Below are 15,045 nucleotides of genomic sequence, written 5' to 3' on the forward strand. Positions count from 1 at the left end.
AAAAAAAACGCTTTATCACCACTTTGCGAGTAAAGATGAATTGATACATGCAGTGGTGGAATATCGTGATGAGAATTTTTATCGATGGCTAGCAACGAGATTGGATGAAGTTAAACCCGGCTATGATGGACTGAATGAATTATTCGATGCGCTAGACGACTGGATAAATAATCGAGTGACTTTGTTAACGGACTTTCATGGTTGCTTCTTTATTAACGCCTGTGCTGAATTTAATGATCCCAACCATCCAGTGCATCAACTATGTCAGCAACATAAAAAAAGAATCAACGACATGATTGAAAAACAGATTCGAGCCCTCGGCATAATCGAACCGGCCATTCTTCCAGTAACCGAGTCACTTAGCCTGCTAAAAGAAGGGGCGATTGTGATGGCGCATGTTCAAGGAAATTTAGCAGCAGCGCAGAAAGCCAAAGATATGGCCTGGATTCTCTTGGCCGCCTACCTCCTTAAATGAAAAAGTTTTAATTATGCAAAAAATCGGCGTTTTAATTATATAGACCTTTTTTACATGTTTTTACATAGCTTTTTCTAAACTTACACTTAAAAAGAGTAGGCTGCTTAACAGTGACAGGCCTTATAAAAAAGTGAGGTAAAAACAATGTTAAATTCCAAGGTTACCAAATCATCAATAATATTGATGTTGTCATTATTTTTCAGCGGTTTTCTGGCCAACCAGGCAAAAGCAGATGTCAAAATAAACATCGGGTTAGGTTATCCAATAGGTTATATGGATCACCATCACAACGGTTATGTAGTGCAATATCATGCTCCAAGATTTAACTACAACAGACATTATTATCAACATCCAAAAAAGTACTACTCAAAACATAAACACCATCATTCAAAGTCCTATCGCGGACACGATAAACACCGGGATCATTATCGCTATGAATCCCGCGGCGATCACCGTGACTATGGGCATCGGGATCATCGTTATTACCGATAACTGAGCTCACCTCTCTCTCAGGCACAGATGTTTTTATATAAAAAGCCCCTTTCGGGGCTTTTTTTATATTATTTAGAAACTGTATCGCACGTTGGCTGTGATATTACGACGCTCGCCATATCCACAATCACGCCCAACACCCCGACACCAAGAAATATATTCTTCATCGGTCAAATTCTTAACATCTACCGTGAAGTCCCAGTTTTGATAACCATAACCAATCATCGCATCGTAAAGCGTCTCGGATGGTATTTTCGGACCAGCCCCCGTCCCATAATCAGATCCTACGTTATCACCGATGTAACGAACGCCTGCTCCAACACGCCAATTGTTATTCAAATAGTATTTATTCCACCAGGACGCAACTCTCTCAGAAACATAGGCTAAACGTTCACCTGTCTGACCATTGTCTGCATCCATATCAGTGTAACTAAATTGGGTTTCAAATTGATCCCAACGCTTATTGACCTGCAACTCCCAACCATCAATGACCGCACCGGTCTGTTCAACACCGTCAGGAATATCCCCTGGCTGTACACGGTTGGTTTGTAGAATATCAAAATAAGCAGCCGTAACAGCAAAGCTTTTATCATTAGATAAGTATTTGAAACCGTATTCACGCTGTTTTCCTGTAGTTGGCTTCAACGTAGTTTCTTCACTTGTACCTAGATTCATCGTGAAAGCTTCTGAGTAACTGGCGTAGGGAGAAAACCCATTTTCAAAGCGATACATGATACCGATTCGACCTGATGTTTCATTTTCATCGCTAGTAACATTGTCGCCGACTTCAGCAAGCAAGGTGTTTTTTGCCCAATCACGTCGTAGCGCAGCAGAAACTACTATGGGGCCTATTTCCATATGATCTGCGAGGTAAAAGCCAACCTGCCTAATTTGATTATCATTGGGATTAGTCGGATCAAGAATACTGGGATCAAAGTTGCCATATACCGGATTGTAAAGATTTATAGAGCTTCCAATAGTAGATGCAGAATTATCTGTTTCCCAAAGAGCATCTTGGCGATCAACACCGATGGCCACATTGTGCTGGGTGACACCTAAATCAAACTGTCCCTGAAGACGTGCATCTAAATTAAAAATACGTGTTTCTCTATCGGCAGTCGTAATAAAACGACCGATATTTCCAGCACTGTCAATTCCAGGAAAGCGGGTGTCAGGTGCAGTTGTATAGTGCTCTCGTGTGCTGGTACTAGACTCAGTGTATCGAGCCGTTGTTGAGAAAGACCATATTTTATTGAAGTTGTGATCAAACATAAGTGTAACTTCTGTCTTCTCACGGTCATATTTATCCCAACCAGGTTCACCAACAAAAGTTTCTGAACCAACATAACCCAACGGTCCTCGGTCCAATGTTCCTGCTTGTGGGAGGAACTGGGCAGACACCTGACCTGTATTCATCTGCCTGTTAAAGAGTACCGTAAAGCTGGTATCTTCCGTTGGTTTCCATGTCAAAGAAGGCGAAATAAAAAAGCCATCGTCATCAACATAGTCAACTTGCGTCTGGCTATCACGTTCCAGACCAACGACTCGATAGAGTAACTTTCCGTCTTCGGTCGCAGGCCCAGTTACATCGAAAGCAATTTGCTTACGGTGAAACGAACCATATTGCGCCCAGATTTCGCCCTGCTGTTCATCTTTAGGCAGTTTGGAAACTGAGTTAAGAATCCCCCCTAATTCACCCTGCCCGTAAAGCACCGCCGAAGGTCCTTTTAGAACCTCAATACTCTCAAGTGCGTATACATTAGGCCTGACCGTGTTATAGAAACCATATAGCTGGCGAAGCCCATCAACATATTGTGATGGATCAATCCCACGGACCTTTGCCGAGTCTCCACGCGTATCCAAACCAAAGCCCCCAGCATATACACCTGAGCTATATAGAAGTGCATCCTGAATCGTTTTGGCTCCTGTATCTCGGATAAAATTTTCATCAACCACCGACATTGAGTAAGGCTGATCTACCAAAGGAATATTTAATTTACCCACATTCGGTTCTTTCTCAAGCTCGATGTAGCCAAGTTCGTCAGTTGCCGTAGTGGTAACTTCAACCGTTGGTAAATCAAGCGATTTTTCTTCGGTTTCTTCTGCAATGGCGTTTGGTGCAAAAACAAACATAGCCAATACGGCGGGTGCACAAAATAGTCGGAGATTTTGAACAGGTGAATACATTACAATTTCCAGAGTAAATTAAATACAAGCTAAATGAGAGTGATTTAGATTTACATAATGTAAAGAAATGTAACTAGCCTGTCAATTTAAGAGCTCACGAGCTTTTAACCGAGATAAGTATTTGAGTAGAAGATTTCTGTAATGTCCTGATATCTATTACACCACAGATTATTAAACTCTTATTTGCCATAAACCCAATAACGCGATAATGGCAAAATCCGTGACAACTGACCGCAGATAATGCAAGCTTAACAGCATTAATACATGCTCTGAGCTCAAACGGGCAACAAAAGGATAACGCTTATGAAAGGCAGCCAACAAGTCATCGATTTGCTTAATAAACTCCTTGCTGGTGAATTGACCGCAATGGACCAGTATTTCATCCATTCCAGAATGTATGAAGATTGGGGCCTGAAACGACTGTATAACCGTATTTCTCATGAAATGCAGGATGAAACCGACCATGCGGATCAAATGATCAAACGTATTTTGTTTCTGGAAGGCTTTCCTGACCTCTCGCATCGCGAACCTTTAAACGTGGGTCACACCGTACCGGAAATGCTACAAAACGATCTGGATTTGGAATATGCCGTTGTCAAGAATCTCCGCGAGGGTATTGCACTTTGTGAGGCAGAAAATGATTATGAAACGCGGCAAATGTTACTTAGACAACTCGAAGATACAGAATTGGACCACACGCACTGGCTGGAACAACAGCTAGGCTTGATAGATAAAATGGGTTTGAGAAATTACCTGCAAGCTATGACATTAGCTGAAGCATAGACATTTCATTACTGAGATTCACATAAAAGTCTTATCTTCATTTTCAACTTCATTACATAATCACAGTAGTTAGTAAGCTAATAAACCATAATAAAAAAGGAAGTAACAAATGAAATTAACGTATTTACTTTTAGGGCTTGTATTGTCATCTTCAATTGCCATTGCTGATGGTGGATCATCCACAGTAGATGCAGCCATTGGTGGTGCGCTTGGTGGAGCGATTGGTGCAGCTGTCGGCAATGAAGTTGGCGGCAGAGAAGGTGCGATTATTGGTGGCGGTCTGGGCGGAGCAACAGGCGCTGCCGTTGCGACTCATGATGATAATAATCATGGTTCACACAGAACTTATGTTGAACCTCGTTCTTCACAAGGTTTTTGCCCTCCCGGCCAAGCCAAAAAAGGTAATTGCTAACCTCATTATCTATTCCTGAGCATGCGCTCCACCAATAAATTCCCGGTTGGAGCGCAGATCAGAAAAATAAGGTTTAGTTTCGAGGATCATCCTCTGGATTAATGTAGGTAATATCCCAAGGTCCGGTAGCAATCAACTCCACAATGGTCTCCTCCTCCGAGGTCCATACATAGTGAGCATGGCCCGCTGGTAACACAAAGCTGTCACCTACGTTCAACACCTCACCATTTTCCTTATCAAACGTCTCCCCCATGCCATTGCCTAATTGGCCTTTCAACACGGTAATTACTTCAGTGTATGGATGTGTATGTGCAGGTATTGGATAGTTAGGCGGAAATTTCAACCAGGCGATAAACACCCCTGCTTTGGTCGGGTCACCCACCAAAATCACGCTTTCGGCCCCTTCTGGCAAAATCGCCTCAGGCTGCCAATTTACCTCATCAGCACGAAATGACTGCATTTTATCCGCCGTCATCCGTTCAATTTGGTCTTGAGCAAATGCTGTGGCGGTGAAGGTAAACAACATCGAAATGATTAAAAAGATTCTCACAATAATGTCCTTTTAAGATTGATGGTAAATCCGATTTTCTGGAAATCATTCAATATTAGGCTTTGTGATAAGCACAGTCGCTCAGTATTAATCCGAATTTATTTAGGAATTTTCCTGAAATGTTGATTATGAATTCAGCTACAAATTTGTAGGTTGGTCTGAATGCAATGAAGCACAACGATTCAAGATATTTGGGTCTAAAGGTTTCGCCCTATTGGGCGAGTTCATTTTCTTTGTTTGCCCAAAGAAAACGAACCAAAAGAAAAGGCACCCCTTGTGCTGGCCTGCGGCTTCACTGCGTTGCGTTTTTTGTCAGGGAGACTCACCAAACTCGCTTCGCTCAGACAGGTAAGTCTCCCTGACAAAAAGCCGCTACTCGTCAACACAAAAGGGGGTTAGGGAGTGGCTTTAAGTTGGGCTAAATGCAATGAAGCCCAACAATCTTTACAAGAGTGTTATGTTGTGCTTCGCAAGCTCAGCACCAACCTACTGACCGTATTTAATCCCGTCTATTGCCGCCAAAAATTACCCTTGTTTTATGGATGAAGTGGTCGAGTGTTTGAGCGCAGCGAGTTTTCGACCACGCCATAAAACAAGGGTAATTTTTGGAATTAAGGCAATATCGGGTGCCCTTTTCTTTGGTTCGTTTCTTTTGGGCAAACAAAAGAAATGAACTCGGGCTTTAGTCCGAAATTGCTAAGTTGGAAGTCACAATACAAGTTATTGGGCGATCCTGGGGTAACCCATGTAGTTGAATTAAACAGTTACCGATGTATTTGGGTTGAGGTATTAAATTTAACGTTGGGTTTCGTAGTTCAAACCAACCTATGGGCTAACTGCTTGGCATTCTATGTCGTTGGTTTAAAAGATGATAACCAGTTAATGTAATTGTCTCTATTAGGCATCAGGCCAAGATTTTCTGGTGTAGTAAAGTCAACCTCATGGATTACAAATTTCTTCAAAAACTTATTATCAGCTTTAACCTTTAATCCTGTTGCTATCAAATCTTCACATATAATTTGACTGAAAAAAATTATGTCATCAACATATTCCATAATCCCATGAAGGGAATCAGCATATTCACTGTATGTATTTCCGTTTTCCATTTTTAGACCGAAATATAAATATGCTTCTTCAGTTTTATCCGTTCGGGGTTCCCTGAAAACTTCTATTAAATTACGTCTTTTTTCCAACATCCTTTTTAGTCCTGAATTTGATGCATCTAAAAATGCAACGGCACTCAATGACCTACTTGTAGAAGTAACCTTATTGAAGAGGATGTTGTTTAGGATTTTGATGGGTAGTGGTGGCGCATCAAAATCACGGAGATCAGCATTATATCTAAATATTTCCCCCGTCTTTATTTGCCCAGCAGTCCTTCTTTTCTCGAAATTTTCAAAGTTCGATAAATCTTGTTCAAATTGATTGTAGATAGGCTGAATCAATTGTGACTTTATCGTTAACGCCATATTACTGACAGTAAAACTAGTCATAATTCCAGCATTTATGTTTCTTATTTCGCGCCTTATGTCTTCGTTTTTTTTGACTTCAAAATAACTTTTTGTGCTGCACTTGCACCAAAATATGCACCTGCCATGGCCCCCAATAAAGCCACCATAAAATCTGAGTTAAAAAAACTTATCGACCATCCCCATAGTTCATTAATTTTTTCCATATGATACGGATCCATTATTGACTCTTCTTAACCGGCCTAACCCACCCCTTAACCGTCTTCTGCTCCGACTTAGTCAAAGTCAACGCATCTCCAGGAACTGTTTTCCGAATAGTAGACCCCGCCCCAATCGTAGCCCCATCCTCAACCGTCACCGGCGCAACCAGTTGCGTATCTGAACCAACAAACACCCGATCACCAATCACCGTACGATGTTTATTAGCGCCATCATAATTACAGGTAATGGTACCAGCACCAATATTCACATCAGCGCCCATATCGGTATCACCGATATAGCTAAGGTGATTGATTTTGGAGCCCAGTCCGATATTGGCATTTTTGATTTCTACGAAGTTACCGACTCTGGCTTTGGCAGCAAGCTTGGTGCCGGGACGCAGTCTGGCAAAAGGCCCAACTGAGCAGTTAGTACCCACTTCAGCAGTTTCGATAATGCTGTTGGGCAGGATTTCTGCCCCTTCATGGAGAACACTATTAATTATTATGCAGTTGGCACCGATGCTGACGTTATCGGCAATAGTGTTATTGCCTTCGAAAATGACGTTGATATCGATGGTGATATCCTGCCCGGCTTTGATATCACCGCGGATATCCACTCGTGCCGGATCACGGAAAGTGACGCCTGACATCATCAACTTTGTTGCTTTGAGTTGCTGATAGTAACTTTCAACCTCGGCCAGTTGCACGCGATTATTGATACCGGCCACTTCCATTTCATCTTCACAGGTTATTGAGTTGATTTCGATGCCCTGATTAACCGCTTTGGCAATCAGATCGGTCAGATAATATTCGCCCTGGGCATTGTTATTATCAAGCTGGGATAAGGCTTCGGTGAGCCATTTAGCCGGAATGCACATAATGCCGGTATTGATTTCATTGATCAGTTTGGTTTCTTCATCGGCATCTTTTTCTTCGGTGATGCACAGCATATTGTCATCGTAATCACGCACAATACGGCCATAGCCGGTGGGATCTTCCAATATTGCTGTCAGTACTTTCAGGCTATTGTTATCCCCTGATTCAATCAAATCCTGCAGAGTTTCCGTTGTGATTAACGGCACATCACCGTATAGCACCAGTACCTGTTCACTGTCAGAAAAACTGGCTTTAGCCTGCTCTACAGCGTGACCAGTGCCTTTCTGTTCATGTTGCATGACCACATCGATTTGCTGGTTTTGCAGATACGGCACGACTTCGTCTGCACCATTGCCACATACCACGGCTAACTGGCTTGGAGAAAGCTGTTTAGCGGTATCGATAACATGTTGTAACATGGGTTTTCCTGCCAGGGTGTGCATCACCTTGGGTTTGGCGGATTTCATGCGTGTGCCTTTACCGGCAGCGAGAATAATAATAGCCAGAGACATAAAAGATTCCTTGTATCAGCTCTGTAGTTTAGCAAAGACCTGCAAACAAAAAAGGCCGTCCGAAGACAGCCTTTTCTGGGTCATCACTTTCGTGATTAATGCTTACGTGTTTTACGTGCTCTTTCAATGGCGCGTAATTGAGCCATTGCTTCTGCCAGTTGAACTTGTGCTTCCGCAAAGTCCATTTTGGCAGTTTTATCGTTGAGCGCTTTTTCGGCTGCTGCTTTGGCTTCCAATGCAGCGGCTTCATTAACGTCATCAGCGCGTAATGCGGTATCAGCCAGAATAGTGACGATGTGTGGCTGAACTTCTAAAATGCCACCGGAAATATAAAACTGCTCTTCTTTACCATCTTTCAGTAACCGTACTTCACCCGCTTTTAAACGTGTCAGCAATGGAGCATGACGCGGATAAATCCCCACTTCACCCTCTTGTGCCGAGGCAATTACCGCTTCTACCGATCCAGAATAAATGGATTCTTCAGCACTTACGATGTCAACATGAATTGTCATAGCCATCAGCTACCTCCCTAGAGATTAGTACTTTTTGGCTTTCTCAATCGCTTCATCAATGGTGCCAACCATGTAGAACGCTTGTTCTGGCAGTGAATCATATTCACCATCCAGAATGCCACGGAAACCAGCCAAGGTATCTTTCAGTGAAACGTATTTACCAGGTGCACCGGTGAATACTTCAGCAACGAAGAAAGGCTGTGACATGAAACGCTGAATTTTACGAGCACGTGATACAGACAGTTTGTCTTCTTCAGACAACTCATCCATACCCAGGATCGCGATGATATCTTTCAGTTCTTTATAACGTTGCAGCGTGTTTTGAACACCACGAGCAATTTCATAATGATCGTTACCAACAACCAACGGATCCAGCTGACGTGAAGTTGAATCCAGCGGGTCAATCGCAGGGTAGATACCCAATTCAGCAATTGAACGTGACAATACAACTGTCGCATCCAAGTGAGCGAAGGTGGTTGCAGGAGATGGGTCAGTCAAGTCATCCGCAGGTACATATACCGCTTGGATAGACGTGATAGAGCCTACTTTGGTAGAAGTAATACGTTCTTGCAGAACACCCATTTCTTCGGCCAGTGTTGGCTGATAGCCTACCGCTGAAGGCATACGGCCTAACAGAGCTGATACTTCAGTACCGGCCAGTGTGTAACGGTAAATGTTATCAACGAAGAACAAGACGTCACGACCTTCGTCACGGAAGTATTCCGCCATGGTCAGACCAGTCAACGCTACACGCAGACGGTTACCTGGTGGCTCATTCATCTGACCGTAAACCAGTGATACTTTGTCGATTACGTTTGAATCGGTCATTTCGTGATAGAAGTCGTTACCCTCACGAGTACGCTCACCTACACCAGCGAATACAGAGAAACCACTGTGCTCGATAGCGATGTTACGGATAAGCTCCATCATGTTGACGGTTTTACCTACACCGGCACCACCAAACAGACCGACTTTACCACCCTTAGCGAACGGGCAAACCAGGTCGATTACTTTGATACCGGTTTCCAGCAATTCATTACTGGCAGACAGTTCATCAAATGAAGGTGCTTTACGGTGGATACCCCAACGCTCTTCTTCACCGATGTCGCCTTTCTCGTCGATTGGGTTACCCAATACGTCCATGATACGACCCAGGGTTTTCTGACCGACTGGAACACTGATCGCTTTGCCAGTGTTACTGACTGCCAGGCTGCGTTTCAGACCATCAGTGGTACCCATAGCGATTGCACGAACAACACCATCACCTAATTGTTGTTGTACTTCCAGGGTCAAACCAACTTCTTCAACCATTAAGGCATCGTAGACTTTTGGCAGACTGTCGCGGGGAAATTCCACGTCAACGACCGCACCGATAATTTGTACAATCTTTCCAGAGCTCATCTTGCTTCCTCTTTCAAATAAGTTCGGGCTGCTCAGCCCTTTTAATTCAGTTAGACCGCAGCGGCACCCGCAACAATCTCAGAGATTTCCTGTGTAATCGCAGCCTGGCGAGCTTTGTTGTAAACCAGTTGCAGGTCATCAATAAGATCGCCGGCATTGTCAGACGCATTTTTCATCGCAATCATGCGTGATGCTTGTTCAGAAGCAATGTTTTCAACTACGCCTTGATAAACCACTGACTCGATGTAACGGACCAGCAAATCATCCAAAACTTCTTTCGCATCCGGCTCGTAAATGTAATCCCAGTGATGAGACATTTCCTGGCTTGGTTCACCTGGTGTCGCAGGCAACAAACGAATAAATTTGTCTTCCTGCGTCATGGTGTTCACAAACTGGTTATAAACGAGGTACAGACTGTCGATTTGACCAGACTCATAAGCATCCAACATCACTTTGATACTACCGATTAGCTCGTGTACCCGTGGTGCATCGCCTAATTGAGTCACTTGCGCAACCATATTGACCGGCAAGCGGCTGAAGAATGCGGAGGCTTTTTGGCCAATTGCACAGATATCTACCTGCAAACCTTTATCTGACTTGGATTTGATTTCATGCAGTACTTCTTTGAACAGGTTATTGTTCAAGCCACCGCATAAACCACGATCCGAAGAAACCACGATATAACCTACACGTTGTTTTTCTTCACGATCCTGCAAATAAGGATGTCTGTATTCCGGGTTGGCAAAAGCCAAATGCTGAATAACATTTAAGATCTTGTCAGCATAAGGACGGGTTGCCGCCATGCGTTCTTGAGCCTTACGCATTTTACTTGCAGCCACCATTTCCATCGCAGAAGTGATCTTCTGCGTGCTCTTGATGCTTGCTATCTGCGTACGTATCTCTTTACCGCTAGCCATGAATTATGCCTCGCTTACCAGCTGCCGTTGGCTTTGAATTTTTCAATCGCGCTGCGCATTTGGCCAGCGATATTGTCATCAAAATTACCAGTGGTGTTGATAGTGTTCATCAGGTCAGCATGCTGTGAACGCATGGTTGACAACAATGACGCTTCAAAAGAACCGACTTTGCTGACGTCAACATCATCCAGGAAGCCTTCGTTGGCTGAGAATAATGAAATCGCCATTTCAGCAATCGATAATGGTTGATATTGTTTTTGCTTCATCAACTCAGTAACACGTTGACCACGGCTGATTTGTGCACGGGTTGCTTCATCAAGGTCAGAAGCAAACTGAGCAAATGCTGCCAATTCACGGTACTGAGCCAAGTCAAGACGAATACCACCGCCCAATTTCTTAATGATCTTGGTTTGAGCTGCACCACCAACACGTGATACCGACAAACCAGCGTTAATCGCAGGACGAATACCGGCGTTAAACAAGTCAGTTTCCAGGAAGATCTGACCGTCGGTAATCGAAATTACGTTAGTTGGTACGAAAGCAGAAACGTCACCAGCCTGGGTTTCGATAATCGGTAACGCCGTTAAAGAACCGGTTTTACCTTTTACTTCACCGTTAGTGATTTTTTCTACATAATCTTCGTTTACACGTGCCGCACGTTCCAGCAGACGAGAGTGAAGGTAGAAAACGTCACCAGGATAAGCTTCACGACCTGGTGGACGACGTAACAACAGAGAGACTTGGCGGTAAGCCCAGGCTTGCTTGGTTAAGTCATCATAAATGATTAATGCATCTTCACCTTTATCACGGAAGTATTCGCCCATTGAGCAACCCGCATAAGGTGCAATAAATTGCAGCGCAGCTGAATCTGATGCAGAAGCGGCGACGATGATGGTGTGACCCAATGCATCGTGTTCTTCCAGTTTACGAACAACGTTCGCAATAGAAGATGCTTTTTGACCAATTGCTACATAGATACATTTAACGCCTGTACCTTTTTGATTGATGATGGCATCAACGGCAATCGCTGTTTTACCTGTTTGACGGTCACCGATGATCAACTCACGCTGACCACGACCAACTGGAATCATCGCATCGATAGATTTCAGACCAGTCTGCAGTGGTTGGTCGACTGATTTACGTGCGATAACGCCTGGTGCAACTTTCTCGATTGGAGAAGTGCCACTGGCTTGAATATCGCCTTTACCGTCAATGGGTTTACCCAGTGAGTCAACAACACGTCCTAACAGGCCTTCACCTACTGGAACTTCCAGAATGCGGCCAGTACATTTGACTTTGTCGCCTTCGGAAATGTGTTGGTAAGCACCCAGAACAACGGCACCGACTGAGTCACGTTCCAAGTTAAGAGCCATACCGAAAGTATTGCCTGGAAACTCAAGCATTTCCCCGGACATGACATCGGCAAGACCATGAATACGCACGATACCATCGGTTACACCGACTACGGTGCCTTCTGTTCGTGCTTCAGTAGCCCCGTCAAAGCTTTCAATTCGCTTTTTAATCAGGTCACTGATTTCTGCTGAATTCAGTTGCATCTCTGTTTCCTCTTTACGGGCCGCTTAGCTTATCGCGCTGGCCAGTCTGTTCAATTTACCTAAGGCAGATCCATCGATTACCAGATCGCCTGCCCGAATGATTGCGCCGCCCAGCAGACTTTCGTCTACGCTTTCGCTAAGGGTAATTTCTTTACCCAGACGTTTTTTAAGTGCAGCGGCAATCTTACTTTTTTGTTCATCTGTCAATGGCCGCGCGGTGATCACATCGGCTGACAGCATTTGTTCCGCATCAGCGCGTAACTGTTCATAAAGCTCTGCAATTTCCGGCAACAACAGCAATCGATTATTTTCTGCCAGAAGCAGCAGAAAACTACGAGCGTCAGTGCTTAACTCACCAGTAATATCAGCAAGCAGATTGACCGCTTGCTCATCACTGACCGCCGGGCTCACCAAAATGGCTTGCACTTCGTCTGTAGCAGCGCTTTGCGCCAGTACATTGAGCAGCTCAGACCATGCCTGCATGTCGCCTTTTTCTTGTGCAATCGCAAATACGGCTGATGCGTAGGGGCGAGCGATGGTTATTGATTCTGCCATCCTATGATTCCTCTAGATTTGGCTGACCAACTCATCGAGCAGGTCGGTGTGGGCTTTGTCATCAATCTCACGACTAAGGATTTTGCCAGCACCTGCCAGTGCAACTGAAGCAACTTGCGCTCTCAGTTCATCACGGGCACGGTTCGCTTCCTGCTCAATCTCTGCACGGGCAGAAGAGAGAATACGCTCACCTTCAGTACGTGCAGTGCCTTTGGCTTCATCGACAATTTCATTTCCACGGCGTTGAGCCTGAGAAACGATTTCGCTTGCCTGATCTTTGGCTTCATGAATCACTTGTTGGGCGCGTTTTTCCGCCAACTCTTGTTCATGACGACCACGTTCTGCCGCAGCCAGACCATCAGCGATTTTCTTTTTGCGTTCTTCCAACGCCTGCATGATAGGCGGCCAGACGTACTTCATGCAGAATGCGACGAAAATCGCAAAGGCAATTAGCTGGCCTATCAAGGTTGCATTGATATTCATGCCTGTACCTCTTGTTTATCGCTATTGGGAGTTGAGTTAATAATCTTAACCAGCTACCGCGAACAGTACATACATAGCCAAACCAACAGCGATCATTGGTACCGCGTCAACCAGACCAGCAACCAGGAAGAACTGTGTACGCAGCATTGGTACTAATTCAGGTTGGCGAGCAGCTGCTTCCAGGAAACGACCACCCAGCAGACCAACACCAATGGCCGCACCCAGAGCACCCAGACCGATCATCAGTGCACCAGCAATATAAACTAAACCCATATCCATTTTTCTCTCCTACAAACGTCTAAAGACTAAAAAAATAAAGTTACAACTCAATCAAACTCAATGATGTTCCTGATGTGCCATATCCATATATACCGTTGTCAGCACCATAAAGATGAATGCCTGCAGCGTAATAATCAGAATATGGAAAATCGCCCAGCCAATCTGTAACAGACCGGCAAAAGAACCCAGAACCAGACCGGCACCGTACATGGTAGCGATCAAAATGAACACCATCTCACCCGCATACATGTTGCCGAACAACCGTAATGCCAGTGAAAATGGTTTTGCAATCAGAGTGACAGTTTCCAGCACAAGGTTAATTGGCAGTGCCCATTTACCAAATGGCTGTAAAGTCAACTCACCAATAAAACCACCGGCGCCTTTGACTTTGAAACTGTAGTAAAGCATGAGTAAGAAAACGAATAATGCCATACCGAGAGTGGCATTCGGATCGGTTGTTGGCACGATCTTGAAGAAGACATCGTGTGGATCCACGCCGAACACTGCTGATGCGCCGTGAGCAACAGCTAAAGGAATAAGATCAACTGGAATCAAGTCCATCAGGTTCATCAGGAAAATCCAGACGAAGATGGTTAATGCCATGGGGGCAACTAATGTATTTTTGCCACCACTGAAGGAGCCACGAACTGAATCATCAATAAACTCAATGATCCATTCTGCGAAATTCTGTGTATTGGTTGGTACGCCAGCGGAAATTTTCTTGGCAACACTGCGGAAGAACCACATCATTAAACCGCCAAGGAGAATCGACATAAACATGGTGTCGACATTGATAGACCAAAAACCCATTTGGGCTGCTTCGCCAGAAGACATTGCAAAGCCGTAATCACCAGTTGGAGTCCAGACACCGGGCTCTAACTCTTCATGTTTCGGACCAAAAGTCAGATTCTGAAGGTGATGCTTGATGTATCCTGAAGTTGTTAATTCTTCCGCCATGTTTGTCTCAAGCCTGTTTCATATTTCCAAACAATAAAACCACTTGTATTGCGACGAAGCCGAGCAAGAGCGGTAACGCGGTAAATTTAAACACCGCGAAGCCAACAACAAACATGGCCAAGGTAAAAACCCATCGTTCTGCAATACACCTGTATACGCCACCGAGATTTTTTGCCGGATTGGCACCAGCCTTTATGACTGTTCTCAGTAAATGCCATTTCAGCAACAGTGTGTTGCACACACTGATCATGCCCCCAAAGCATACGGCTATGGCGACATCCTTGCCATATAACCATGAGACACAAGCCACAATAATAATTAGTGCTATAAACTGTGTTTTTAGCAGCTGATTTACGGGCCTAACTCTGGTTAGTTGCTCCATTTTTATCCGCTGGATCTTAAGTTTTGCTTTAAGCAAATCAGGGAATT

At 44.3% G+C, this 15,045-nt stretch carries 18 protein-coding genes; 4 read left to right on the forward strand and 14 right to left on the reverse strand.

The annotated features are described in order from the left end of the window. Positions 1–475 (forward strand): TetR/AcrR family transcriptional regulator (locus LGT40_RS08955; protein WP_226343193.1); only part of this gene is annotated, 475 nt, incomplete at its 5' end. Positions 476–619: 144 nt separating this feature from the next. Further along, a complete protein-coding gene (locus LGT40_RS08960) occupies positions 620–967 on the forward strand; it encodes a hypothetical protein (protein ID WP_226075572.1) in 348 nt (115 codons plus the stop codon). A gap of 72 nt (positions 968–1,039) precedes the next feature. On the opposite strand, the gene LGT40_RS08965 is transcribed toward LGT40_RS08960, so the two are convergent. Next, a complete protein-coding gene (locus LGT40_RS08965; protein WP_226075575.1) occupies positions 1,040–3,154 on the reverse strand; it encodes a TonB-dependent siderophore receptor in 2,115 nt (704 codons plus the stop codon). Positions 3,155–3,457: 303 nt separating this feature from the next. Between LGT40_RS08965 and bfr the strand changes: the two genes are divergently transcribed. Next, positions 3,458–3,937 carry a bacterioferritin gene (gene bfr, locus LGT40_RS08970; RefSeq protein ID WP_226075577.1) on the forward strand — a complete coding sequence of 160 codons (480 nt, stop codon included), beginning with the start codon at positions 3,458–3,460 and terminating at the stop codon, positions 3,935–3,937. 109 nt (positions 3,938–4,046) lie between these two features. After that, positions 4,047–4,349 carry a YMGG-like glycine zipper-containing protein gene (locus LGT40_RS08975; protein ID WP_226075579.1) on the forward strand — a complete coding sequence of 101 codons (303 nt, stop codon included), beginning with the start codon at positions 4,047–4,049 and terminating at the stop codon, positions 4,347–4,349. A 73-nt stretch (positions 4,350–4,422) separates the two neighbouring features. Here LGT40_RS08975 and LGT40_RS08980 read toward each other — a convergent pair whose 3' ends face one another. The 13 genes from LGT40_RS08980 to LGT40_RS09040 form a co-directional block, all read right to left on the reverse strand. Then, entirely contained in the window at positions 4,423–4,899 is a 477-nt protein-coding gene (locus tag LGT40_RS08980) for a cupin domain-containing protein (protein WP_226075582.1), read from the reverse strand. An 848-nt stretch (positions 4,900–5,747) separates the two neighbouring features. After that, the gene (locus tag LGT40_RS08985) at positions 5,748–6,392 is read right to left on the reverse strand and encodes a hypothetical protein (RefSeq protein WP_226075584.1); all 645 of its coding nucleotides are present in this window, start codon (positions 6,390–6,392) and stop codon (positions 5,748–5,750) included. Positions 6,393–6,424: 32 nt separating this feature from the next. After that, the gene (locus tag LGT40_RS08990) at positions 6,425–6,574 is read right to left on the reverse strand and encodes a hypothetical protein (protein WP_226075586.1); all 150 of its coding nucleotides are present in this window, start codon (positions 6,572–6,574) and stop codon (positions 6,425–6,427) included. A gap of 14 nt (positions 6,575–6,588) precedes the next feature. After that, complete coding sequence (gene glmU, locus LGT40_RS08995) at positions 6,589–7,956, reverse strand: bifunctional UDP-N-acetylglucosamine diphosphorylase/glucosamine-1-phosphate N-acetyltransferase GlmU (RefSeq protein ID WP_226075588.1); 1,368 nt, start codon at positions 7,954–7,956, stop codon at positions 6,589–6,591. A 95-nt stretch (positions 7,957–8,051) separates the two neighbouring features. Continuing rightward, positions 8,052–8,474, reverse strand: coding sequence for a F0F1 ATP synthase subunit epsilon (locus LGT40_RS09000; RefSeq protein ID WP_226075600.1), 423 nt, complete (start codon positions 8,472–8,474; stop codon positions 8,052–8,054). A gap of 18 nt (positions 8,475–8,492) precedes the next feature. Next, positions 8,493–9,869: a F0F1 ATP synthase subunit beta gene (gene atpD, locus LGT40_RS09005; protein WP_226075603.1), complete on the reverse strand. Its 1,377-nt coding sequence runs from the start codon at positions 9,867–9,869 to the stop codon at positions 8,493–8,495. Positions 9,870–9,919: 50 nt separating this feature from the next. Beyond that, positions 9,920–10,786 (reverse strand): F0F1 ATP synthase subunit gamma, encoded by an 867-nt coding sequence (gene atpG, locus LGT40_RS09010; protein WP_226075606.1) that lies wholly within the window; start codon positions 10,784–10,786, stop codon positions 9,920–9,922. Positions 10,787–10,800: 14 nt separating this feature from the next. Then, positions 10,801–12,342 (reverse strand): F0F1 ATP synthase subunit alpha, encoded by a 1,542-nt coding sequence (gene atpA, locus LGT40_RS09015; RefSeq protein WP_226075607.1) that lies wholly within the window; start codon positions 12,340–12,342, stop codon positions 10,801–10,803. Positions 12,343–12,366: 24 nt separating this feature from the next. Continuing rightward, a complete protein-coding gene (locus LGT40_RS09020) occupies positions 12,367–12,897 on the reverse strand; it encodes a F0F1 ATP synthase subunit delta (RefSeq protein WP_226075610.1) in 531 nt (176 codons plus the stop codon). Positions 12,898–12,909: 12 nt separating this feature from the next. Further along, positions 12,910–13,380 carry a F0F1 ATP synthase subunit B gene (locus tag LGT40_RS09025; RefSeq protein ID WP_226075612.1) on the reverse strand — a complete coding sequence of 157 codons (471 nt, stop codon included), beginning with the start codon at positions 13,378–13,380 and terminating at the stop codon, positions 12,910–12,912. A gap of 45 nt (positions 13,381–13,425) precedes the next feature. Continuing rightward, positions 13,426–13,659 carry a F0F1 ATP synthase subunit C gene (atpE, locus tag LGT40_RS09030; RefSeq protein ID WP_007144166.1) on the reverse strand — a complete coding sequence of 78 codons (234 nt, stop codon included), beginning with the start codon at positions 13,657–13,659 and terminating at the stop codon, positions 13,426–13,428. A 57-nt stretch (positions 13,660–13,716) separates the two neighbouring features. Then, entirely contained in the window at positions 13,717–14,616 is a 900-nt protein-coding gene (gene atpB, locus LGT40_RS09035; RefSeq protein WP_226075614.1) for a F0F1 ATP synthase subunit A, read from the reverse strand. Positions 14,617–14,623: 7 nt separating this feature from the next. After that, on the reverse strand, positions 14,624–14,998 hold the full coding sequence (locus LGT40_RS09040) for an ATP synthase subunit I (RefSeq protein WP_226075628.1): 375 nt from the start codon (positions 14,996–14,998) through the stop codon (positions 14,624–14,626). Positions 14,999–15,045: the final 47 nt, after the last annotated feature.

The sequence above is a fragment of the Methylophaga pinxianii genome (genome assembly GCF_020447225.1).
GTDB lineage: Bacteria > Pseudomonadota > Gammaproteobacteria > Nitrosococcales > Methylophagaceae > Methylophaga > Methylophaga pinxianii.